General features: G+C 55.6%; 23 protein-coding genes. 19 read left to right on the top strand and 4 right to left on the bottom strand.

All coding sequences use genetic code 11. From position 1 onward, the window contains the following. Positions 1-13 precede the first annotated feature (13 nt). Positions 14-985: an AraC family transcriptional regulator gene (locus tag ACREYP_RS04205; RefSeq protein ID WP_336819480.1), complete on the top strand. Its 972-nt coding sequence runs from the start codon at positions 14-16 to the stop codon at positions 983-985. 124 nt (positions 986-1109) lie between these two features. Here ACREYP_RS04205 and ACREYP_RS04200 read toward each other — a convergent pair whose 3' ends face one another. Beyond that, the gene (locus ACREYP_RS04200; RefSeq protein WP_336819478.1) at positions 1110-1724 is read right to left on the bottom strand and encodes a histidine phosphatase family protein; all 615 of its coding nucleotides are present in this window, start codon (positions 1722-1724) and stop codon (positions 1110-1112) included. Positions 1725-1790: 66 nt separating this feature from the next. Here ACREYP_RS04200 and ACREYP_RS04195 point away from each other — a divergent pair, with 66 nt between their 5' ends. The 3 genes from ACREYP_RS04195 to ACREYP_RS04185 all read left to right on the top strand — a co-directional run bounded on the left by ACREYP_RS04195 (position 1791) and on the right by ACREYP_RS04185 (position 2896). After that, positions 1791-2093 (top strand): metalloregulator ArsR/SmtB family transcription factor, encoded by a 303-nt coding sequence (locus ACREYP_RS04195; protein WP_008458216.1) that lies wholly within the window; start codon positions 1791-1793, stop codon positions 2091-2093. A gap of 8 nt (positions 2094-2101) precedes the next feature. Continuing rightward, the gene (locus tag ACREYP_RS04190) at positions 2102-2626 is read left to right on the top strand and encodes a rhodanese family protein (protein ID WP_336819477.1); all 525 of its coding nucleotides are present in this window, start codon (positions 2102-2104) and stop codon (positions 2624-2626) included. Positions 2627-2716: 90 nt separating this feature from the next. Beyond that, complete coding sequence (locus tag ACREYP_RS04185) at positions 2717-2896, top strand: GDFGVC terminal motif YodC-like protein (protein WP_008458219.1); 180 nt, start codon at positions 2717-2719, stop codon at positions 2894-2896. 112 nt (positions 2897-3008) lie between these two features. On the opposite strand, the gene ACREYP_RS04180 is transcribed toward ACREYP_RS04185, so the two are convergent. Then, positions 3009-3296, bottom strand: coding sequence for a DUF2623 family protein (locus ACREYP_RS04180; RefSeq protein WP_008458220.1), 288 nt, complete (start codon positions 3294-3296; stop codon positions 3009-3011). 351 nt (positions 3297-3647) lie between these two features. On the opposite strand from ACREYP_RS04180, the gene ACREYP_RS04175 reads away from it, so the two are divergent. Next, the gene (locus tag ACREYP_RS04175; RefSeq protein WP_008458221.1) at positions 3648-4103 is read left to right on the top strand and encodes an L-alanine exporter AlaE; all 456 of its coding nucleotides are present in this window, start codon (positions 3648-3650) and stop codon (positions 4101-4103) included. 43 nt (positions 4104-4146) lie between these two features. Here the strand turns inward: ACREYP_RS04175 and ACREYP_RS04170 are convergent, their stop codons facing one another. Further along, positions 4147-4491, bottom strand: coding sequence for a DUF2002 family protein (locus ACREYP_RS04170; protein WP_008458222.1), 345 nt, complete (start codon positions 4489-4491; stop codon positions 4147-4149). 160 nt (positions 4492-4651) lie between these two features. On the opposite strand from ACREYP_RS04170, the gene ACREYP_RS04165 reads away from it, so the two are divergent. Then, the gene (locus ACREYP_RS04165) at positions 4652-4981 is read left to right on the top strand and encodes a DUF883 family protein (RefSeq protein ID WP_008458223.1); all 330 of its coding nucleotides are present in this window, start codon (positions 4652-4654) and stop codon (positions 4979-4981) included. Between the two features lie 71 nt (positions 4982-5052). On the opposite strand, the gene pdxR is transcribed toward ACREYP_RS04165, so the two are convergent. Then, a complete protein-coding gene (gene pdxR, locus ACREYP_RS04160) occupies positions 5053-6429 on the bottom strand; it encodes a MocR-like pyridoxine biosynthesis transcription factor PdxR (protein ID WP_336819476.1) in 1377 nt (458 codons plus the stop codon). 87 nt (positions 6430-6516) lie between these two features. Between pdxR and ACREYP_RS04155 the strand changes: the two genes are divergently transcribed. From ACREYP_RS04155 to emrB, 13 genes are all read left to right on the top strand, one after another. Then, positions 6517-6948 (top strand): carboxymuconolactone decarboxylase family protein, encoded by a 432-nt coding sequence (locus ACREYP_RS04155; RefSeq protein WP_008458225.1) that lies wholly within the window; start codon positions 6517-6519, stop codon positions 6946-6948. 774 nt (positions 6949-7722) lie between these two features. Then, the gene (gene nrdH / locus ACREYP_RS04150; protein WP_008458226.1) at positions 7723-7959 is read left to right on the top strand and encodes a glutaredoxin-like protein NrdH; all 237 of its coding nucleotides are present in this window, start codon (positions 7723-7725) and stop codon (positions 7957-7959) included. Beyond that, complete coding sequence (gene nrdI, locus ACREYP_RS04145; protein ID WP_008458227.1) at positions 7956-8366, top strand: class Ib ribonucleoside-diphosphate reductase assembly flavoprotein NrdI; 411 nt, start codon at positions 7956-7958, stop codon at positions 8364-8366. Before nrdH ends, nrdI begins: the two co-directional genes overlap by 4 nt. Before the next feature lie 35 nt (positions 8367-8401). After that, positions 8402-10483 carry a class 1b ribonucleotide-diphosphate reductase subunit alpha gene (nrdE, locus tag ACREYP_RS04140; RefSeq protein ID WP_498881389.1) on the top strand — a complete coding sequence of 694 codons (2082 nt, stop codon included), beginning with the start codon at positions 8402-8404 and terminating at the stop codon, positions 10481-10483. 34 nt (positions 10484-10517) lie between these two features. After that, positions 10518-11480 (top strand): class 1b ribonucleoside-diphosphate reductase subunit beta, encoded by a 963-nt coding sequence (nrdF, locus tag ACREYP_RS04135; protein WP_008458229.1) that lies wholly within the window; start codon positions 10518-10520, stop codon positions 11478-11480. Positions 11481-11514: 34 nt separating this feature from the next. Next, on the top strand, positions 11515-12705 hold the full coding sequence (locus ACREYP_RS04130; RefSeq protein WP_336819472.1) for an alginate lyase family protein: 1191 nt from the start codon (positions 11515-11517) through the stop codon (positions 12703-12705). A gap of 255 nt (positions 12706-12960) precedes the next feature. Then, positions 12961-14160, top strand: a complete 1200-nt coding sequence (proV, locus tag ACREYP_RS04125; protein WP_008458231.1) for a glycine betaine/L-proline ABC transporter ATP-binding protein ProV — start codon at positions 12961-12963, stop codon at positions 14158-14160. Further along, entirely contained in the window at positions 14157-15236 is a 1080-nt protein-coding gene (gene proW / locus ACREYP_RS04120; protein WP_336819471.1) for a glycine betaine/L-proline ABC transporter permease ProW, read from the top strand. Before proV ends, proW begins: the two co-directional genes overlap by 4 nt. Positions 15237-15291: 55 nt before the next feature. Next, complete coding sequence (gene proX / locus ACREYP_RS04115) at positions 15292-16284, top strand: glycine betaine/L-proline ABC transporter substrate-binding protein ProX (protein ID WP_336819470.1); 993 nt, start codon at positions 15292-15294, stop codon at positions 16282-16284. Between the two features lie 208 nt (positions 16285-16492). After that, positions 16493-17671, top strand: a complete 1179-nt coding sequence (locus ACREYP_RS04110; RefSeq protein WP_008458239.1) for an MFS transporter — start codon at positions 16493-16495, stop codon at positions 17669-17671. Between the two features lie 445 nt (positions 17672-18116). Beyond that, entirely contained in the window at positions 18117-18647 is a 531-nt protein-coding gene (mprA, locus tag ACREYP_RS04105) for a transcriptional repressor MprA (RefSeq protein ID WP_008458241.1), read from the top strand. 135 nt (positions 18648-18782) lie between these two features. After that, on the top strand, positions 18783-19955 hold the full coding sequence (emrA, locus tag ACREYP_RS04100; RefSeq protein ID WP_008458242.1) for a multidrug efflux MFS transporter periplasmic adaptor subunit EmrA: 1173 nt from the start codon (positions 18783-18785) through the stop codon (positions 19953-19955). Between the two features lie 15 nt (positions 19956-19970). Then, positions 19971-21509: a multidrug efflux MFS transporter permease subunit EmrB gene (gene emrB / locus ACREYP_RS04095; protein WP_008458243.1), complete on the top strand. Its 1539-nt coding sequence runs from the start codon at positions 19971-19973 to the stop codon at positions 21507-21509. Positions 21510-21532 lie beyond the last annotated feature (23 nt).

Here is a 21532-nt window from a genome sequence, read left to right as displayed (position 1 = left end):
AGCTGGATTTTGAATGCTTGATAGTCCGTTCTACTTGCGCGATAGTACGGAAATGCACACCGATCCTTTTTCTGAAATCCTCAAATTTGCCGACGCCGAGTCGCTGGTCACCGGCGGCTTTACCGCGGGCGGCGACTGGGCGCTTCACTTCCCACCTCCGGACAAAATTAAGTTCTTCGCCATCGTCAAAGGCAGTTGCTGGGTGATGCTCGAAGGCCAAGCGGAACCGATTTATTTTTGCACCGGCGATGTCGGCCTGCTGAATGCCAGGCGGGCGTTTATTGTCGCCAGCTCACCAGAGATCAAACCGGTCGATGCGATGAGCGTTTTTAAGGCCGGGGAGCGGAATTACGCCGCTCTGGGAGAAGGGAAAGAGTTTGAGTATATGGGCGGCCACGTCCTGCTGGATCCGCATCGCGGGCAGATGCTTGCTCAGGTGTTGCCGCAGTGGATTCACATCCCGGCCGCATCCCCGCAGGCGGCGTCTTTCCGCTGGCTGCTCGATCAGCTGATTGCCGAAAGAGAAACGGCCCAGCCCGGCACCCAGCTCGCCTCCGCGCAGCTTTCGCAGTTGCTGTTTATTCAGATCCTTCGTGCCCATTTGCAAACCAGCAGTTCGCTTCCGGCAGGTTTGCTACGCGCATTGGGAGATGCCCGCCTAGCCCCGGCACTGCAGCTTATCCACGCCAACCCGGCTCGGAGCTGGCGCCTGGAAGATCTCGCCCAAGCCTGTGCGATGTCGCGCACCACATTTGCGGAGTATTTCCGTAACGTATCGGGCATTACGCCTGTGGCTTATCTTACCCAGTGGCGTATGCGGCTGGCGGAGAAAGCACTGCGCGAGCAGGCAGACCAAATTGCCATGGTGGCCCAGTCCCTCGGCTACACCTCCGAAAGCGCTTTTAGCAACGCCTTTAAGCGCGAAACCGGGCTGTCACCCAGAGCCTGGCGTAACGCCGCTCGCAACACGGTAAGTCGAGAATAAAAAAACGCCGCACAGTGGCGGCGTTCAAACGGCCCTAACGTGGACCACTTTTATTTAGCAGTTAAAAACCGTATTTCAGTACAACAAATAAACCATCACCAAACTTAAACAGCCTCAAGAATGTCTATCTGATGTCACGCAGATGAGTCGCAATCCCCCATTTGGCCAGGCTGATACATTCCCCTTCAATATCCACGATGCTATAACTGCAGTTTTGATGTCCATATTGTCTGAGATCGTCGGTAATTAAAGCGCCTTTCAATTGCCAGAGGACAATTTCCAAAGCATGGCCGTGAGTCACAATAATCACCGTGTCGTTCCGGTGGCGTTCATTCAAATCGTTCAGGCAGGAAAACAGGCGGCGACTAACGTTATCCAGGCACTCCCCTTCAGGAGTCACCCGATGTGGCTCGCCCGATAGCAGGGTATTAAACAGCTCGGGATGTGTTTTTTGCGCCTCGATAACATTTAGCCCCTGGAGTGGGCCAAAATCACGTTCCTGTAGACGTTCATCCACGGTTGTCTGGCTGCGCAATTCACTGGCCAGCACATTAGCCGTGCCCTGTGCACGCAGCGCCGGTGACGTATAAATATGGGGGACGGATAAATCGGCCAACTCGGCAGCCAGCGCAAAGCTCTGCCGGAGCCCCCGCGCCGTGAGCTGGCTTTCCAGCCTCCCCTGAATAATCCCCTGTTTATTCCCCTCACTTTCGCCATGCCGTACCAGAATTGCCCGCACACTCTTTCCTTTGTTGAAAATTTAATTTAGCATTTACTAAATTTAGAGTTATCTAAAGTAAAAATCATGACACCTGAACTTTCCCAGCTTCAGTCCAGTGCGGACGAAGCCGCCAAATTGCTAAAAGCCATGAGTAATCCCCGGCGTTTGCTGATCCTCTGCCTGCTGCTCGACTCCCCAGGCACCGGGGCCGGAGAACTTGCCGCCGCCGCAGGATTGAGCCCCTCAGCGACCTCCCAGCATCTGGCGAAAATGAAGGATGAAGGGCTCATAGCGCACCAGCGTAATGCTCAGCGTGTGCTCTATTTCATCAAAAATAGCGCGGTACGCGAAGTGATCGCGACGCTGAAAACCATTTACTGCCCCTGAGGAACATCATGACTATTTCATCCATCTTGCCAGAAGAAGCGAAAAAGCTCATTGCCGACGGTGCCGCGCTGATCGACATCCGCGAACCGGATGAACATGCCCGTGAGAACATTCCAGAGGCGCATCTGATGCCGCTTTCCGCCATTGAAAACGGCGCCAGGCTGGGGCCGCTAGATCCTCACGACGTGGTGATTTTCCACTGTCAGTCCGGAATGCGTTCTTCTCAGCATGCCCAAAAGCTGGCGGCACTTGCCGAACCGGCCCAGGTCATGCTGCTGGCCGGGGGCCTCGAAGCATGGAAAAAAGGCGGGCAGGAGATTCTGGCGGATAAAAGCCAGCCTCTGCCAATCATGCGGCAGGTACAAATTGTGGCGGGGACGTTAATCCTGCTTGGGGTCGTGCTCGGGTACAGCGTTAATAGCGGATTTTTCCTGCTTTCCGGCTCTGTTGGAGCAGGTTTGTTGTTCGCAGGTATCAGCGGATTTTGCGGTATGGCACGTCTACTGGCCTGGCTGCCGTGGAACCGGCGCTAGCGTATCTTACTTTATCCGCCTCGATTTCTGATCTATGGTTATCAGGCGGCAAAACCGCATTAAATTCCCTTAGCATTCAGAGGTTTTTCTATGTTCAAACCAGGTGATGTGGTGCAGCCCAAACAGGGCGGCCCTAAGCTACAGGTGGTTGAGGTTCAGGGAGAAGATTTGATTTGCGTCCCGGCCGCGACCTTAGGTGCGGATCAACTGACGCTGAAAGCAGATTCGGTTTCGCTGTACCAGGAAGAAGGCGATTTCGGCGTTTGCTAAGCAACAAAAAACGGCGTGAGGTTAATCACGCCGTTCTTCTCAATAAAAGTGCCCCTATCCTTGTCGTCGCCATTCATAAACAACCGGGCACGGCGGCAATCCAGGCCAGCAATCAATAGCCCTTCTCATAACCCGCAAAGAAACATCGAACCACAACGTCCGCGTTGACCTCTTTCAGAAAGTCAGCCACAGACTCTTTATCCAGCTGATAGCGGCGAGTTAACACCCCGGCTTCCCAGGCTGCACGCTGGCGATCGCCGGTCTGCTCGGCCATATGGTGAGTAAAGCCCAGCACAAAGCCGCGTTTGTAATCCGCGCAGAAACGCTCCACGTTAACTGCGCTGTCGGCCTGTCGGGCTTTCATTCCGGCCATCAGGCCCTTACCAAAATGGTTATCCATCAGCGACTCCTCATCACTCGCTATATAAATAATTATATAACGATTCTAAGCGCGATGGATATCCCTAAAACCCGGAGTTTTTGGGGGATGTTGTGCATTAAGACGTAATTAAATCATCTCGTTGATAATCAATAAGAAATTAAAAACGGAACCACAAAATCAGGAAATGCCAGCGGCAAAGTGTGTTTCAACGCACTTTATCGACAAAAAACCTATAAATAAAAATTTATAGCTAATTGATGAAAACATTGCAGTGACATACTCTACGCCCAGTGATTTACATGTTTTATAACACCAATAATTAGCCATAAAAGTAGCGCAAGCGACTACTTTTAAACCGGAGTCAACATTATGTTTTCCCCTGAGTCACGCTTACGCCATGCCGCCGCAGATATTTTTGCAATGGTAGTGTATTGCTCGGTAGTGAACATGATGATTGAGATCTTCCTCTCAGGAATGACCTTCGAGCAGTCGCTCTCTTCCCGCCTGGTCGCCGTGCCGGTCAACATTATTATCGCCTGGCCCTATGGCTTCTACCGCGATGCCTTTATGCGCACCGCGCGCCGCATGACCCCGGCGAGCTGGGCGAAAAACCTGGCTGACGTGCTGGCTTATGTGACTTTCCAGTCCCCGGTTTACGTGCTGATTTTATGGAGCGTGGGCGCTGACTGGCACCAGATTGTGGCTGCCGTGACCTCGAACCTGTTGGTGTCGATGATGATGGGTGCCGCTTACGGCTACTTCCTGGATTTCTGCCGCCGACTGTTTCGCGTCAGCGGCCAGATGGGCGTGAAAGCGGGCGCCTGAGTCCCGGCATGCAAAGGCGACTGGCCTGAAGCCAGTCGTTCACTTATTCAGACTCGCCAAATAACCCTGTCAGATATCTTTCCAGCGCAATACGGGAACTGAAACCATGCGGAATACCGTAGTGCTCGTGCGTTTCGCCGGCAAGATAGAGCGGGAACTGCTGGTAGTGATCGCAGGTTTTCATCTCTGAAGCCGGTTCGGCCAGCGACTGGCTGCGCTCTCTCAGGGTAGGGTGAATAATCAGAGCGGTGCGCCCCATGCGCGCTTCGCGGTTAACATAAACGTAATTCTCACCACGACGGTAGCCGTAGGTTTTTGCCGTTACCACATCCATGGTAAAACCCGATTTCTCAAGTACTCGGGCCACCTCATCCGGTCGTAAATACATAGATTTTCCTCGTCATCATTTACTGCATCGCAACCATACAATAAGCAGCATTGGCAACGCTTTCGGAATTGTCCAGAAAGGCCGGCAAAGGCTTTGCGCCGGCCCATAACTAAAATCCATGGTCTACACTTAGCGTTACATCTTAAAAAGGGAGACAATAATGGCTAGCCGAGCAAACAAAAATAACGTTGACGATCAGGTAGACGAAATCAATAACGATGTCAGTCAGCTGGCAGATACGCTGGAAGATGTATTGAAATCCTTCGGTAGCGATGCGAAAGATGAAGTTGATGCCGCACGTAAAAAAGCCGAAGCGCTTCTGAAAGAGACCCGTGCAAGGATTAACGGTAATCAGGGCCGAGTGACGCAAGCCGCGCGAGATGCTGTTGGCTGCGCAGATTCCTATGTTCGCGATAAACCCTGGCAGAGCGTGGGGATTGGCGCAGCGGTAGGTATTGTCCTTGGGGCATTGCTGGTGTCACGCCGCTAACCCCAGGCGTTTAACAGTCGATAAATGAGACTAAATGCGCGTTGTAACCCCGGCCCCATTCGCCGGGGTTTTTACTTTATGGCCAACCGCAGTTGAAGCGCATAGCGCTGGGCCATTTCATACGAACTGATATTGGTAAAACTCAGCAGCAAACCACCGGGCCCATGATGTTCAATTCGCCAGTGGCTGAGTGCCTGGACGGCAAGTCCTGCGGCTCTGGCTTTGCCCTCGATAATCAACTCGTCACCTTCGACGTGCATCACCATCTGAATGCCGCCTTCCTGAGGCACAACCGTAAACCCTTGCTCACGTAGCGCCTCCTCGAGCCATAACCGGCGTTCGGCGTAGCACTGACGCATTTTTTTTAAGTGCCGCCAGAAATGCCCTTCCCGCAAGAAGTCGGCGATAGCCTGCTGAATAAGTATTGGAGCGGTACAGGGTTGCCTGCGAGCCTGACGCTGAAAATCTTCTACCGCGTGGGAAGGCACCACCAGCCATGCAACACGCAGGGCCGGAAACATCGACTTACTGAATGTCCCCGCGTAAATAACCCTCTGCGGGCTGTCCAGACTTTTTAGCGGCGGCAAGGGCTTGCCGTGGTAGCGAAACTCGCTGTCGTAATCATCTTCAATGATCCAGCTTTGTTCCCGACTGGCCCATTCCAGCAGCGCGTGTCGCCGTGAAAGAGAGAGCGCCACGCCTGACGGGCTTTGGTGCGCAGGCGTCAAAAGTGCAAAACGGGCATTGGGAAAATGGTTCACGCCGTAATCAACCTGCATGCCCTCATCGTCCACGGGGATCGCCCGGATCGCCATCCCCGCTTTTACAAAATCAGGCCGAACAAAGCGGTAGCCCGGATCTTCCAGCCAGATGCCATCCCCGGGCCGTGCAAGCGTGGCGAGGATCAGGGCAATACCAGCCTGGAAGCCGGGGGTAATAAAGATTTGCTCCGGCTGGCAGTCAATGCTGCGGGAGAAGCGCAGGTAATCCACAATCGCCTGCTTCAATGAGGCTTCCCCGCTGGGTTCCGGCAGCATCAGGTCAAAACGAGTTTGCTGCCGCAAACGCCGCCCCACAAGCCTCGCCCAAATAGCCCGAGGGAAGAGATCCAGCGCGGGCAGCCCCATCTGAAAAGGCCTGGGCGCGCCCTGCGGGTGAGCGGCCGAAATGTTTTGACCACCGGGATCGTGCTTCACCGATGGACTCACAAAAGTGCCGGCCTGCCCACGTCGCTCCAGCCAGCCCTGAGCCACCAGGTCGCCATAAGCGTTCTCAACCGTGGCTCTGGCAACCCCCAGCTCTAGCGCCAGCGTCCGGCTGGACGGCAGGCGACTCCCTGCCGCCAGTTCACCGCTGTTTATCGCCTGCTTTAGCTGACGGGCAATTTGCTGGTAGCGCGGCTGAGCGGGATGAGAGGTCACGGTAAGCGGCGCAAATTTTTGTTTCATGGTCTGGTTTTTTAGTTAATTTATGGCTCTCTTTGATAGTCCATCATAGTGGTAAATTGCCCTCACACCAACCTGAGGAGCCACACCATGATCGAATTACGTCAGCCTTACTATGAACTCTCCCCCAACGTGATCAAACCGATGCGGCAGGCGCTGCAGGGGCTGGAAAATGGCCCCCTGAGCAACGAGCTGATCGAGTTGGTTTTCCTGCGTGTGTCGCAGATTAACGGCTGCGCCTATTGCCTGGAGATGCATGCCAAAGCGCTGCGTAAATCCGGCGTTGACCAGGTGAAGCTGGATTCACTGGCGGGCTGGAAAGTCAGCCACCAGTTTACGGAGAAAGAACGTGCGGCGCTGGCATGGGCAGAAGCGCTCACCCTGATTGCCGACAGCAATGCCGAAGATGATGTGTACCAGCCGCTGCTGCAGTTTTTCAGCGCCGAGGAGATTGTAGATTTGACCCTGGCGGCCAGCATGATGAATGCGTTTAACCGCGTTGCGATTGGGATGCGGCAGTAAGAGATTTTTTTGTCTTTGAGACACAAACACGTTCTATGTAGCCTGGAGAATATTACGTTCACTTCCAGACCTGTTTGATATGCAGCCACTGTACCGGTGAACGTCTTAGGGGAGTCACCGTCACTCCCCTAAGAACCCGGACTCCCGGCGAAATAAATCGACCGCTGAAGCGGCAGACCTCCGTTTTATCTCCCAGTCCTGGGTCGCCTGAGATGCGTTCCCGACGTCCGGACCCTGGCCAGTCGGAGAGAAAACAGAGGCGATTTAAGCCCGGAGCCGAGCCTCGCTTTTAACCTGCAGCCACACGGGACGTTAACGTTGCTGCAAGTCTTACAGCCACGCCCTTGTTCCCGGCTCTCAGCGCCCCCGGTTATGACCCAACTCAGACGGGGTTGAGCTGTCGGGAACGAATCGCGAACGACCCCGAATGTTTGGGTGATAACCGGTGGGTTTACCGCTTCAGCGGCGACGAGCTCGCAGGGCGCCGGGGGTTGTCAGGGGCCACCTGACACGTTCACGTGCTTTGAACGTGCAGAGGAAACAGGATTACAAGTGAACGGAATCTCAACCGTTCTTTCATAGATAAAGCTCTTTCTACTGAAAAAGATCCCCCTTCCCCTACACTTTTCAACCCCCTACAAAAAATCACAGAAACACTATATCTTGCGTGGTTGCAAATTTTAAAATCAACATCTAGTATTTCTTTCAGTACGAACACACCACCCGCTGTCCACTTTATGCGGCGTTCCATTATTCTAAAGGGAAATACGAATCATGCGCATTACTATTTACACTAAAGATGACTGTGTTCAGTGTCATGCTACAAAACGGGCGATGGAGAGCCGGGGTTTTGCCTTCGACATGATCAACCTCGATCAGTATCCGGAAGCGGCTGACGACCTGCGGGCCAAAGGCTTTCGTCAGCTGCCGGTGGTGGTGACCGAAGCCGAAAGCTGGAGTGGTTTTCGCCCGGATATGATCAATCGCCTGTGCGTTGCTGCCAGCGCATGAGCACCCTCGTCTACTTCTCCAGCGAGTCGGAAAACACCCTGCGTTTTATCGAACGCCTGGGACTGCCCGCCTTACGCATTCCCCTGGAGGTAAAAGCGCGCCTGGAAGTGACGGAACCCTACATTTTAATCGTGCCCAGCTATGGCGGCGGCGGCATTGCCGGGGCGGTACCGCCGCAGGTGATCCGCTTCCTGAACAACCCGAACAATCGCGCGCTGATCCGCGGCGTGATCGCCAGCGGTAACCGCAGTTTTGGCGAAGGGTTTTGCCGGGCCGGGGACGTCATTTCACAAAAATGCCAGGTGCCTTACCTCTACCGTTTTGAGCTACTGGGCACCCCGCAAGACATCGACAACGTGCGTAAGGGAGTAAGCGAATTTTGGCAACGACAGAAGCAGTCCGTTTAGCAACGGAAAGCGTGGACTACCACGCCCTGAACGCCATGCTCAACCTCTATGACAAAGAGGGAAACATCCAGTTTGATAAAGATAAACAGGCCGTGGAAAGCTTCTTTGCACAGCACGTCTTACCGAACACCGTTAGCTTCCCTAGCCGGCAGGCGAAGCTGGACTATCTGGTGGCCGAGCACTATTACGACGATGCCGTGCTAACCCGCTATTCGCGCCCGTTTATCCTTGAACTGTTCGACAGAGCGCACGGCAGCGGCTTTCAGTTCCAGACCTTTTTAGGCGCGTGGAAGTACTACACCAGCTACACCCTGAAAACCTGGGACGGAAAGCACTATCTGGAACATTTCCCGGACCGTGTTTGCATGGTGGCCCTGACCCTGGCGCAGGGAGATGAGCCGCTTGCCACACGCCTGATGGAAGAGATGCTCAGCGGCCGTTTCCAGCCTGCCACGCCAACGTTCCTCAACTGCGGTAAGAAGCAGCGGGGCGAGCTGGTTTCCTGCTTCCTGCTGCGGATTGAAGACAATATGGAGTCGATTGGCCGCGCGGTTAACTCGGCGCTCCAGCTGTCCAAACGTGGCGGCGGCGTTGCCTTCCTGCTTTCCAACCTGCGTGAATCCGGGGCGCCCATCAAACGCATTGAAAACCAGTCATCGGGCGTGATCCCGGTAATGAAGATGCTGGAAGACGCGTTTTCCTACGCCAACCAGCTTGGCGCACGCCAGGGCGCGGGGGCGGTTTACCTCAACGCGCATCACCCGGATATCCTGCGCTTCCTCGATACCAAGCGGGAAAATGCCGATGAGAAGATCCGCATTAAAACGCTGTCGCTCGGGGTGACTATTCCGGATATCACCTTCCAGCTAGCCAAAACCAATCAGCAGATGGCGCTGTTTTCGCCTTACGACGTGGAAAGAATCTACGGCAAGCCGTTTGGCGACATCAGCGTCAACGATCTTTATCAGCAAATGGTGGAGGACGATCGGATTCGTAAGAGCTGGATCAACGCTCGCGACTTCTTCCAGACGCTGGCGGAGATCCAGTTTGAGTCCGGCTACCCGTACATCATGTTTGAGGACACGGTTAACCGGGCCAACCCGATTGCCGGGCGTATTAACATGAGTAACCTCTGCTCGGAAATTTTGCAGGTAAACAGCGCCTCGACCTACGATGAAAACCTGGATTACGCGCAAACGGGCAAAGACATATCCTGCAACCTTGGTTCGCTGAACATCGCCCATGCCATGGACTCTGAGGATTTTGGCCGCACCGTGGAGACCGCCATTCGCGGCCTGACGGCGGTGTCTGATATGAGCCATATTCGCTCGGTGCCGTCGGTTGAAGCCGGGAATGCCGCCTCCCACGCTATTGGCCTCGGGCAAATGAACCTGCACGGCTACCTGGCGCGCGAGGGCATTGCCTACGGCTCAGCCGAAGGGCTGGATTTCACCAATATCTATTTCTACACCATCACCTGGCACGCGCTTCGCGCTTCCAACGCTTTAGCCCGGGAGCGACAGCAGCGTTTTGCCGGTTTCGAACAGTCGCGCTATGCCAGCGGCGAATATTTCCGACAGTACCTCGAACAAACGTGGGAGCCAAAAACGGAGAAAGTCCGGGCGCTGTTTGCCAAAGCAGGGATTGCGATTCCAGGGCGCGAACAGTGGCAGCAGCTATGCGACGACGTACGCGAGCACGGCCTGTATAACCAGAATTTGCAGGCTATCCCGCCGACGGGATCAATCTCTTACATCAATCACGCGACTTCGAGCATCCACCCGATTGTCTCCCGGATTGAGATCCGTAAAGAGGGTAAAACCGGGCGTGTGTACTACCCCGCCCCGTTTATGACCAACGACAATCTTGAGTTTTACCAGGACGCCTACGATATCGGCCCGGAAAAGATCATCGACACCTATGCCGAGGCCACCCGACACGTTGACCAGGGGCTTTCGCTGACGCTGTTCTTCCGCGATACCGCCACCACCCGCGACATCAATAAAGCGCAGATTTATGCCTGGAAGAAAGGCATTAAAACGCTCTACTACATTCGTCTGCGGCAGCTGGCGCTGGAAGGCACCGAGGTGCAGGGCTGCGTGTCCTGCGCGCTATAACGCAAAGTACCAGGCTAAAGGACAAGGAAAGAAAATGACGCAACTGACGCGCGTAAGCGCCATCAACTGGAACAAAATCGAGGACGATAAAGACCTCGAGGTCTGGAACCGCCTGACCAGTAACTTCTGGCTGCCGGAGAAGGTGCCGCTCTCTAATGATATTCCGGCCTGGCAATCGCTCAGCGAGCAGGAGCAGCAGCTCGTTATCCGCGTGTTTACCGGACTGACGCTGCTGGACACTATTCAGAATACCGTGGGTGCCCCCGCGCTGATGGCCGATTCGCTGACGCCACACGAAGAGGCGGTGATGTCGAATATCAGCTTTATGGAAGCGGTGCATGCCCGTTCCTACAGCTCGATATTTTCCACGCTCTGCCAGACCAAAGATGTGGACGCCGCCTACGACTGGAGCGAGCAGAATGAAGCCCTGCAGCGTAAAGCCTCGATTATTCTGGGCCATTACCGGGACAACGACCCGCTGAAGAAGAAAATTGCCAGCGTGTTTCTCGAGTCCTTCCTGTTTTACTCCGGCTTCTGGCTGCCGATGTATTACTCCAGCCGCGGCAAGCTGACCAACACCGCCGATCTCATTCGGCTGATCATCCGCGACGAGGCGGTGCACGGCTATTACATCGGCTACAAGTACCAGAAAGCGCTGGCGCAGCAGAGCCGCGAGCGCCAGACCGAGCTGCAAAACTTTGCCCTCGATCTGCTGATGGATCTCTACGATAACGAGCTGGCGTACAGCGAAACGCTTTACCGTGAACTGGGCTGGGAAGACGAAGTGAAGGCGTTTCTGAGCTACAACGCCAATAAAGCGCTAATGAACCTGGGCTACCAGGCGCTGTTCCCGGCGGAGATGGCGGAAGTTAACCCGGCCATTCTCGCGGCGTTGTCCCCCAATGCCGATGAGAACCACGATTTTTTCTCCGGCTCAGGCTCCTCCTACGTAATGGGCAAGGCGGTGGAAACCGAGGACGAGGACTGGGATTTCTAGTAATCTGGCCGTTGAGCATTTTGCGAGGTGGCCTATGTCGTTATTTCGTTGTTCTGTTTTGGCGCTGCTTTGCGGCAGCGCACCGTTAGCCTTTGGCGCCCCGCTGCTGCTGGACACGGCACAGCTGGCGCACAGTAAGCAAGAGATTAGCCAGCAAAACCCGGCCCTGATGCCCGCCTGGCAAGCCCTTAAGCATAAAGCCGACCAGGCGCTAATTCATCCGCTCTACAGCATCACCCAAAAAAGCCCCGGCGCACCGGCAGGCGATCCTCACGACTATTACAGCTTTTCTGACTACTGGTGGCCCGATCCTAAAAGCCCCGACGGCCTGCCGTGGGTGCGAAAAGATGGCCAGATCAATCCCGTCGCCGTCGGCAAGCAAAGCGATAAAGCCCGCCTGAACAGCATGACCGATGACGTATGGAATCTGGCGCTGGCCTGGCAGCTATCCGGTAAAGATACCTACGCGGATAAAGCCCGCCAGCAGCTGGTGAATTGGTTTATCACGCCGGAAACCCGGATGACGCCGAATCTCGCTCACGCCCAAACCATTCCCGGGAGAAAAGGCGTGCGCGGCACTGGTATTCTCGACGGACGCGGCTTTGTGCGGCTTATCGATGCCATTGAGCTGCTGCACGACGGCGGAAAGCTGGATGATAAAACCTGGCGCTCGCTCAGGCAGTGGTACCGGGATTATTACCAGTGGCTGACCACCAGCGAAAACGGCCAAAAAGAGGCTGCGGCTGAAAATAATCATGGCACCTGGTACGACGTTCAGGCCGCCGCGATTGCCCTGTGGCTGGGGGATAAGGACGCGGCCAAACAGCGTTTGATTTCTGCCACCCAGCGCATTCCGGTGCAGTTTGACGCCAAAGGCGTGCCGGTGACGGAAATTGAGCGCACGCGTTCCTGGCACTACAGCAACTTTATTCTCGATGCCTGGAACCCGTTAGGGCTGTTGGGTGAAAAAGTTGGGGTCAACGTCTGGCAGGCCAAAAGCGGTGAACACAGCCTGCAAAATGGCTATCTGTACATCGCCCAGTTTGTCGATAGCCAAACCCCGTGGCCGTACCCCAATATCGAGCCGTTCAAGCCCGATGAGGCGCTGGAAAATATGGTGACCGCCGCACATGCCTGGCGGGAAAATAATACATTTAAAGACAAAGCCCAATGGCTGCTTAACCGGAATAAAACTGCCGTCATTAATTTAATTGCTCAGCCGTAATACGCCTGTCATTTCAGCCTGAATCACCCAAATTCAGGCTGAATATTCACCTCATTGACAAAAAATATTCCACCGCACTTATTCGCTCTCAGGCCAGTGCTCATGGGAAATTTCTCCCACATTCATCGCGCGGATATTTTGACATCACAGAATCGAGGGTTGCCTCAGATTCTTAGTATGTTAGGGTATATACCGGTCATTATTTCCATCAGGAATCATCTATAAATAAATTAAATACAGGAAGCCGTTTATTGCATGGCAATTAAATTAGAAGTGAAGAATTTATATAAAGTATTTGGCGAACATCCACAGCGCGCGTTCAAATACATTGAGAAGGGCATTTCCAAGAGTGAATTACTGGAAAAAACGGGTCTGTCGCTTGGCGTAAAAGACGCCAGTCTGGCCATTGAAGAAGGCGAGATTTTTGTCATCATGGGGTTGTCCGGCTCAGGAAAATCCACCATGGTTCGCCTTCTCAATCGCCTGATTGAACCCACCCGTGGACAGGTACTGATTGACGGCATTGATATTGCCAAAATATCAGACTCAGAACTCCGCGAGGTGCGCAAAAAAAAGATCGCAATGGTCTTCCAGTCCTTTGCTTTAATGCCGCATATGACGGTGTTAAATAATGCCGCTTTCGGTATGGAGCTTGCGGGAATTCCGGTCAAAGAACGGCATGAAAAAGCGCTGGATGCGCTACGTCAGGTCGGACTTGAGAATTATGCCCATGCTTACCCCGATGAATTGTCCGGCGGGATGCGTCAGCGCGTAGGTCTAGCCCGTGCGCTGGCCATAAATCCAGACATATTACTTATGGATGAAGCCTTCTCCGCGCTTGACCCCTTAATTCGGACCGAAATGCAGGACGAATTAATTAAGCTGCAGGCAAAACATCAGCGCACCATCGTGTTTATTTCCCACGATCTCGACGAAGCCATGCGTATTGGCGATCGCATTGCCATTATGCAGGGCGGCGAAGTGGTGCAGGTCGGTACGCCGGATGAAATCTTAAATAATCCGGCCAACGATTACGTGCGCACCTTCTTCCGCGGCGTGGACATCAGCCAGGTCTTTAGCGCCAAAGATATTGCCCGCCGCAGCCCGGCTGGGTTACTGCGTAAAACCAGCGGCTTTGGCCCTCGTTCGGCGCTGAAACTGCTGCAGGATGACGACCGCGAATATGGCTATGTCATTGAGCGCGGACAAAAATTCCTTGGCATCGTCTCCACCGATTCGCTAAAAGCGGCACTGGCGGCGGGCGAAGGTCTGGACCATGCGTTCCTGGCTTCCCCGGAGGCGGTTTCCGCCGAAACCTCGCTGAGCGATCTGCTCTCTCATGTCGGCCAGGCTCCGTGCGCGGTGCCGGTGGTCAGCGAAGAGGGGCAGTACGTGGGCATCATCTCAAAAGGGGTGCTGCTGCAGGCATTAGATCGTGAGGGGGCAAGTCAATGAGTGACGCAACTAATCCATGGGATACCGGCAGCGCGGCAACAGACGCCGCAACCAGTCAGGCAACAGGTTCTGCAGACGCATGGGGCGCTCCGGCGTCGGATGCGGCCACCAGCGGAGGCGCTGACTGGCTGAATTCGGCCCCGGCAGCCGCGCCTGAACATTTCAATATTCTGGATCCGTTCCACAAAACGCTGATCCCTCTCGACAGCTGGGTGACGGAGGGGATCGACTGGGTGGTGACCCATTTCCGCCCGGTGTTCCAGGGCATTCGCGTGCCGGTGGATTATATTCTCAGCGGCTTCCAGCAGCTGCTTTTGGGGATGCCCGCGCCGGTCGCGATTATCGTCTTTGCGCTGATTGCCTGGCAAATGTCCAGCCTCGGCATGGGCGTCGCCACGCTGATCTCGCTGGTCGCCATTGGCGCGATTGGGGCCTGGTCGCAGGCGATGGTCACTCTCGCGCTGGTGCTGACGGCCCTGCTGTTTTGTATGGTCCTCGGCCTGCCTCTCGGGATTTGGCTGGCGCGCAGCGAACGTGCAGCAAAAATCGTTCGCCCCTTGCTGGATGCCATGCAGACCACCCCGGCGTTTGTTTACCTGGTGCCTATCGTGATGCTGTTCGGCATCGGCAACGTGCCTGGCGTGGTGGTGACGATTATCTTTGCCCTGCCGCCTATCGTGCGCCTGACTATCCTGGGCATTAAGCAGGTGCCGGAAGATTTGGTCGAAGCGGCGCGCTCATTCGGTGCCAGCCCGCGCCAGATGTTGTTCAAAGTGCAGCTTCCGCTGGCGATGCCAACCATTATGGCCGGCGTTAACCAGACGCTGATGCTGGCGCTGTCGATGGTGGTTATCGCGTCGATGATTGCCGTGGGCGGGCTCGGCCAGATGGTTCTGCGCGGCATTGGCCGCCTTGATATGGGTCTGGCTACGGTCGGTGGCGTGGGGATCGTGATCCTGGCCATTATTCTCGACCGCCTGACTCAGTCCATTGGGCGCGATTCCCGCTCCCGTGGCAACCTCCGCTGGTATACCACCGGCCCGCTGGGTCTTGTGACCCGTCCCTTCATGAAATAAGCCTGGCGGCGGCTTCGGCCGCCCCTCGCCCCATCACCATTAAAAAGGAATAACGATGCGACACAACGCTATTTTAGCCACAGCTCTTGCGACACTCGTTACCACCAGCGCTTTTGCCGCAGACCTGCCGGGCAAAGGCATTGCCGTTCAGCCGGTACAGAGCACCATCGCCGAAGAAACCTTCCAGACGCTGCTGGTCAGCCGCGCGCTAGAAAAAATGGGCTACACCGTGAACAAGCCAAGCGAGGTGGACTATAACGTAGGCTACACCTCCATCGCTTCCGGCGACGCCACCTTCACCGCCGTTAACTGGCAGCCGCTGCATGATGATATGTACGCCGCTGCGGGCGGGAGCAAGAAATTCTACCGGGAAGGCACCTTCGTGACCGGCGCGGCTCAGGGCTACCTTATTGATAAGAAAACCGCTGACCAGTACCACATCACCAATATCGAGCAGCTTAAAGATCCGAAAATCGCCAAACTGTTCGACAGCAACGGCGACGGCAAAGCTGACATGATGGGCTGTACGCCAGGCTGGGGCTGCGAGGCGGTGATTAATCATCAGAATGAAGCCTATAAGCTGGCGAATACCGTGACCGTGAACCACGGCAACTACTCGGCGATGATGGCCGACACTATCGCGCGCTTCAAAGAAGGTAAGCCGGTGCTGTATTACACCTGGACACCGTACTGGGTGAGCGATGTGCTGAAGCCGGGCAAAGACGTGGTGTGGCTGCAGGTGCCGTTCTCTTCCCTGCCGGGCGAGCAGAAAGATATTGATACTAAACTGCCTAACGGGGCGAACTACGGCTTCCCGGTGAACACCATGCACATTGTCGCCAACAAGGCCTGGGCCGAGAAAAACCCACAGGCGGCGAAGCTGTTTGCCGTCATGAAATTGCCGCTGGCGGATATCAATGCCCAGAATGCGATGATGCATAACGGTAAGTCTTCTGAGGCCGACATTAACGGCCACGTCGACGGCTGGATTAAGGCGCACCAGGCGCAGTTTGACGGCTGGGTGAAAGAGGCACTGGCGGCGAAATAAACCGCCCCTCACCCTGACCCTCTCCCCAAAGGGGAGAGGGGATAAACAGACAAACACCTTTTCTCTTCTCCTTCTTTTCTCCCTCTCCCTTCCAGGGAGAGGGCCGGGGTGAGGGTCAATAACCGCACGATCCGACACCCACCTTCGCTTCTGCTGTCATCATTTTTCGCTATTATTCAGACCTCTCTTTGGCAAGTTGAAGATAATAATGAAAAACAATACTCACGGACTCAGCCCGGCGCTGATCGTCCTGATGTCCGTCGCGACCGGCCTCGCGGTTGCCAGCAACTATTACGCGCAGCCGCTGCTCGACACCATCGCAAACGCCTTTTCGCTCTCGGTGAATCAGGCCGGATTTATCGTTACCACTGCACAGCTCGGCTATGCCGCAGGGCTGTTGCTGCTGGTGCCGCTTGGGGATATGTTCGAGCGCCGGGGGCTGATCGTCTTTATGACGCTGCTGGCAGCCGGTGGGATGCTGATCACCGCCACCAGCCAGTCCCTGTGGATGATGATTCTGGGCACCGCGCTGACCGGGCTCTTCTCCGTGGTCGCGCAGATTCTTGTGCCCTTTGCCGCGACGCTCGCGGCACCGGAAAAGCGCGGGAAGGTTGTCGGGACTATCATGAGCGGGCTGCTGCTCGGGATTCTGCTGGCGCGAACCGTCGCGGGTTTATTGGCAAGCCTTGGCGGCTGGCGCACCGTTTATTGGGTTGCCAGCGTGCTGATGGCGCTGATGGCGCTGGCCCTGTGGCGCGGACTGCCGCAGGTGAAGCAGGACAGCCACCTCAACTACCCGCAACTGCTGACCTCAATCTTCAGCCTGTTTATTAAAAACAGCCTGCTGCGCACCCGCGCCTTGCTGGGCTGCCTGACCTTCGCCAACTTCAGCATTCTCTGGACGTCGATGGCGTTCCTGCTGGCCTCGCCGCCGTTTAACTATTCCGAAGGGGTTATCGGCCTGTTCGGCCTTGCGGGAGCCGCTGGCGCGCTCGGCGCTCGCCCCGCAGGCGGGCTGGTTGATAAGGGCAAAGGGCATCACACCACCACCATTGGTCTGCTGCTGCTGTTACTTTCCTGGGCCGCAATCGCTTTTGGTCAGTTCTCTGCCCTCGCCCTGATTGTGGGTATCCTGGTGCTGGATCTCACCGTCCAGGGCGTCCACATCACCAACCAGAGCCTGATATACCGCATGATGCCGGAAGCCCGTAACCGACTGACCGCCGGGTACATGACCAGCTACTTCATCGGCGGCGCGGCGGGTTCTTTGATTTCAGCGAGCGCTTACCAACATGCCGGCTGGAACGGGGTGTGCATTGCCGGCGCCAGCGTCGCCCTACTAAATTTGGTAGTGTGGTGGCGCGGATACCAGCGGCAGGCCGATTAGCGCAATATTGTCGCTTCCCGTAAGGGAAATTGAAGATGTAATGGCGGGGACAGTCTGTTAAGGTTGTCCCCGTTTACTAATTCGAGTGACATTAACGCAGGTTATTTATTAACACCCTATATGGATAGACCCGCAACTGTTTCAGCCGACAACCGCCACGGGGCGAAATTGTTCTTCAGTCTGAAAGCAGCGTTTCCATTGCCATTTCTCCTGTCCTCAAGACACAAAGCCTCCGGCTTCGCTGCCGTTAAACGCCGTTATACCACTCGAAACCCATTTTCTCTCCCCACGCTGCTTAGCACTCTGGGCTACGGCTTAGCGTGGTTTACGCCGATGGTGGCAACAACCAAACGTATATAAACGTATACAAACGTATAAATAATACATTTACTTTATTTGTCACCATCGTTACTATATCGGCTGCAACTAATGAGGTTATGCCAAAATGGATAGTTCGTTCACGCCCATAGAACAAATGCTGAAGTTCCGCGCCAAACGTTATCAGGAGTTCCCGTACCAGGAAGTTCTGTTGACGCGTCTTTGTATGCACATGCAGGGTAAACTGCTGGAAAACCGCAATAAGATGCTGAAGGCGCAGGGGATCAACGAGACCTTATTCATGGCACTCATTACCCTTGAGTCCCAGGAAAATCACAGCATCCAGCCTTCTGAGCTGAGCTGCGCGCTGGGTTCATCCCGCACCAACGCCACGCGTATTGCCGATGAGCTGGAAAAACGCGGCTGGATTGAGCGCCGTGAAAGCGACAATGACCGCCGCTGCCTGCATCTGCATTTGACCGAAAAAGGTCACGAATTCCTGAGACAGGTCCTGCCACCGCAGCATAACTGCCTGCATCAACTGTGGTCCGCTCTGGATGCTGACGAAAAAACACAGCTGGAAACAATCACCCGTAAGCTGCTCAACCGCCTCGACCAGATGGAAGAGGACAAAGTGATCCTTGAAGCTCTGAGCTAAGCTTTTACCGTCTGTACGTCTGACCACAATCCGATTTCAAAACAACGCTCAGGCCAGCAATCTCCTTGCTGGCCTGTCAGGTCTAACAGGTCGGCTCAGCTGACCGGAAATAATAATAACCAGGTGGAGATTAGCATGAGCGCAAATGCGGAGACTCAAGCCCCGCAGCAACCGGCTAACAAGAAAGGGAAACGTAAAAGCGCCCTGATCTTGTTGACCTTGCTCTTTGTCATTATTGCTGTGGCATATGGAATCTATTGGTTTTTGGTGCTGCGTCACTTTGAAGAGACCGATGATGCTTATGTGGCAGGCAACCAGGTGCAGATCATGGCCCAGGTCTCCGGTAGCGTCACCAAAGTCTGGGCGGACAATACCGATTTTGTGAAACAGGGTGATGTGCTGGTCAGCCTCGACCGCGCCGACGCCGAACAGGCGTTTGAAAAGGCCAAAACCCAACTGGCCTCCAGCGTGCGGCAGACTCGCCAGCTGATGATCAACAGCAAGCAATATCAGGCCAATATCGAACTGCAGAAAACGGCTCTGGCCCAGGCGCAAAGCGACCTGAACCGCCGTATTCCGCTGGGCAGCGCCAACCTGATTGGCCGCGAAGAACTGCAGCACGCCCGTGATGCCGTCACCAGCGCTCAGGCTCAGTTGGATGTGGCCGTGCAGCAATACAATGCTAACCAGGCCATGATTCTCGGCACCAAACTGGAAGAGCAGCCTGCGGTTCAACAGGCGGCGACCGAAGTGCGTAACAGCTGGATGGCGCTGCAGCGTACCACCATCGTCAGCCCAATGACCGGCTATGTTTCCCGCCGTGCCGTGCAGGTTGGCGCCCAAATTAGCCCGTCCACGGCGCTGATGGCCATCGTACCGGCCAGCGGTATGTGGGTTGACGCTAACTTTAAAGAAACCCAGCTGGCGCATATGCGCATTGGCCAGTCGGCCACCATCGTCAGCGATATCTACGGCGACGACGTGAAGTACACCGGGAAAGTTGTCGGCCTGGATATGGGCACCGGCAGCGCCTTCTCGCTGCTGCCAGCACAGAACGCCACCGGGAACTGGATCAAAGTGGTTCAGCGTCTGCCGGTACGTATTGAACTGGACGCCAAACAGGTTGAACAGCATCCGCTGCGTATCGGCCTGTCCACGCTGGTGAATGTGGATACCAGCAACCGCGACGGGAGCGTACTGTCCTCTCAGACCCGCACCACGCCGGTTTACGAAAGTAACGCGCGTGAGCTGAATCTGACGCCGGCTAACCAGCTTATTGACCAGATTATTCAGGCCAATGCGGGTTAATAAAGCGGAGGGTGTATGGCACAACAAAAACCGCTAGAAGGCGCCCAGCTGGTCATTATGACCATCGCCCTGTCGCTGGCGACCTTTATGCAGGTGCTGGACTCCACCATCGCTAACGTGGCTATCCCGACGATTGCCGGTAACCTGGGCTCATCCCTGAGCCAGGGGACGTGGGTTATCACCTCGTTTGGGGTGGCAAACGCCATCTCAATCCCGATCACCGGCTGGCTGGCAAAACGCTTCGGGGAAGTGAGGCTGTTCCTGTGGTCGACCGTGCTGTTTGCTATCGCCTCCTGGGCGTGCGGCATGTCGAACAGCCTGACGATGCTGATCTTCTTCCGCGTTATCCAGGGGATCGTTGCCGGGCCGCTGATTCCGCTGTCCCAGAGCCTGTTGCTGAGCAACTACCCGCCCGCCAAGCGCAGCATTGCGCTGGCGCTGTGGTCGATGACGGTGATCGTGGCGCCGATTTGCGGCCCGATTCTGGGCGGCTACATCAGCGACAACTATCACTGGGGCTGGATCTTCTTCATCAACGTGCCGATTGGTATCGTCGTGGTGCTGATGGGCCTGCAGGCCCTGCGAGGCCGCGAAACCCGCACCGAGCAGCGCCGCATTGATGGCGTAGGGCTGGCCTTGCTGGTGTTGGGGATCGGTAGCCTGCAGATCATGCTCGACCGGGGTAAAGAGCTGGACTGGTTTAACTCGACCGAAATCATCGTGTTGACGGTGATTGCGGTGGTCACCATCAGCTTCCTGATTGTCTGGGAGCTGACCGACGATAATCCGATAGTCGACCTGTCGCTGTTTAAGTCGCGAAACTTTACCATCGGCTGCCTGTGTATCAGTCTCGCCTACATGCTCTACTTCGGCGCGATTGTGTTGCTGCCGCAGCTGTTGCAGGAAGTGTATGGCTATACCGCAACCTGGGCCGGGCTTGCGTCCGCGCCGGTGGGGGTCATCCCGGTGCTGCTGTCGCCGATTATCGGCCGCTTCGCGCACAAGCTCGATATGCGCCGTCTGGTGACCTTCAGCTTCATTATGTATGCGGTGTGCTTCTACTGGCGCGCCTATACCTTTGAGCCGGGGATGGACTTCGCCGCGTCGGCCTGGCCGCAGTTTATTCAGGGCTTTGCGGTGGCGTGCTTCTTCATGCCGCTGACCACGATTACCCTGTCTGGCCTGCCGCCGGAGCGCCTTGCCGCGGCGTCGAGCCTGTCGAACTTTACCCGTACGCTGGCGGGTTCGATTGGGACGTCGATAACCACCACGCTGTGGACGAACCGCGAGTCACTGCACCATGCGCAGCTCACCGAGTCTGTGACGCCGTATAACCCGAACTCGGTTGAAACCTACAACCAGCTTCAGGGCTTGGGCATGTCGCACCAACAGGCTTCCGGCTACATCGCCCAGCAGATCACCAACCAGGGGCTGATCATCTCCGCCAACGAGATTTTCTGGTTCTCGGCAGGGGTATTTATTCTGCTGCTTGGGCTGGTTTGGTTTGCCAAACCGCCTTTCGGGGCCGGCGGTGGCGGCGGTGGCGCACACTGACATTCCTCCCTAAAGGAGCCTTC

The organism is Enterobacter sp. TMH.L2, from assembly GCF_050847315.1.
Lineage (GTDB): Bacteria > Pseudomonadota > Gammaproteobacteria > Enterobacterales > Enterobacteriaceae > Cedecea.
The sequence above is the reverse complement of the archived record's forward strand: the minus strand, read 5'-3'. Positions and strand labels throughout refer to the sequence as shown.

Excerpts from the sequence above, each read along its gene's own strand:
- ACREYP_RS04170 (WP_008458222.1), bottom strand. The coding sequence starts at position 4,491 with ATGTATTTACGACCGGATGAGGTGGCCCGAGTACTTGAGAAATCGGGT.
- ACREYP_RS04195 (WP_008458216.1), top strand. The coding sequence starts at position 1,791 with ATGACACCTGAACTTTCCCAGCTTCAGTCCAGTGCGGACGAAGCCGCC.
- ACREYP_RS04130 (WP_336819472.1), top strand. The coding sequence starts at position 11,515 with ATGTCGTTATTTCGTTGTTCTGTTTTGGCGCTGCTTTGCGGCAGCGCA.
- mprA (WP_008458241.1), top strand. The coding sequence starts at position 18,117 with ATGGATAGTTCGTTCACGCCCATAGAACAAATGCTGAAGTTCCGCGCC.
- ACREYP_RS04190 (WP_336819477.1), top strand. The coding sequence starts at position 2,102 with ATGACTATTTCATCCATCTTGCCAGAAGAAGCGAAAAAGCTCATTGCC.
- pdxR (WP_336819476.1), bottom strand. The coding sequence starts at position 6,429 with ATGAAACAAAAATTTGCGCCGCTTACCGTGACCTCTCATCCCGCTCAG.
- nrdH (WP_008458226.1), top strand. The coding sequence starts at position 7,723 with ATGCGCATTACTATTTACACTAAAGATGACTGTGTTCAGTGTCATGCT.
- proV (WP_008458231.1), top strand. The coding sequence starts at position 12,961 with ATGGCAATTAAATTAGAAGTGAAGAATTTATATAAAGTATTTGGCGAA.
- ACREYP_RS04175 (WP_008458221.1), top strand. The coding sequence starts at position 3,648 with ATGTTTTCCCCTGAGTCACGCTTACGCCATGCCGCCGCAGATATTTTT.
- ACREYP_RS04110 (WP_008458239.1), top strand. The coding sequence starts at position 16,493 with ATGAAAAACAATACTCACGGACTCAGCCCGGCGCTGATCGTCCTGATG.
- emrA (WP_008458242.1), top strand. The coding sequence starts at position 18,783 with ATGAGCGCAAATGCGGAGACTCAAGCCCCGCAGCAACCGGCTAACAAG.
- nrdE (WP_498881389.1), top strand. The coding sequence starts at position 8,402 with ATGCTCAACCTCTATGACAAAGAGGGAAACATCCAGTTTGATAAAGAT.
- emrB (WP_008458243.1), top strand. The coding sequence starts at position 19,971 with ATGGCACAACAAAAACCGCTAGAAGGCGCCCAGCTGGTCATTATGACC.
- ACREYP_RS04205 (WP_336819480.1), top strand. The coding sequence starts at position 14 with ATGCTTGATAGTCCGTTCTACTTGCGCGATAGTACGGAAATGCACACC.
- ACREYP_RS04185 (WP_008458219.1), top strand. The coding sequence starts at position 2,717 with ATGTTCAAACCAGGTGATGTGGTGCAGCCCAAACAGGGCGGCCCTAAG.
- nrdI (WP_008458227.1), top strand. The coding sequence starts at position 7,956 with ATGAGCACCCTCGTCTACTTCTCCAGCGAGTCGGAAAACACCCTGCGT.
- proW (WP_336819471.1), top strand. The coding sequence starts at position 14,157 with ATGAGTGACGCAACTAATCCATGGGATACCGGCAGCGCGGCAACAGAC.
- ACREYP_RS04155 (WP_008458225.1), top strand. The coding sequence starts at position 6,517 with ATGATCGAATTACGTCAGCCTTACTATGAACTCTCCCCCAACGTGATC.
- proX (WP_336819470.1), top strand. The coding sequence starts at position 15,292 with ATGCGACACAACGCTATTTTAGCCACAGCTCTTGCGACACTCGTTACC.
- ACREYP_RS04165 (WP_008458223.1), top strand. The coding sequence starts at position 4,652 with ATGGCTAGCCGAGCAAACAAAAATAACGTTGACGATCAGGTAGACGAA.
- nrdF (WP_008458229.1), top strand. The coding sequence starts at position 10,518 with ATGACGCAACTGACGCGCGTAAGCGCCATCAACTGGAACAAAATCGAG.
- ACREYP_RS04180 (WP_008458220.1), bottom strand. The coding sequence starts at position 3,296 with ATGGATAACCATTTTGGTAAGGGCCTGATGGCCGGAATGAAAGCCCGA.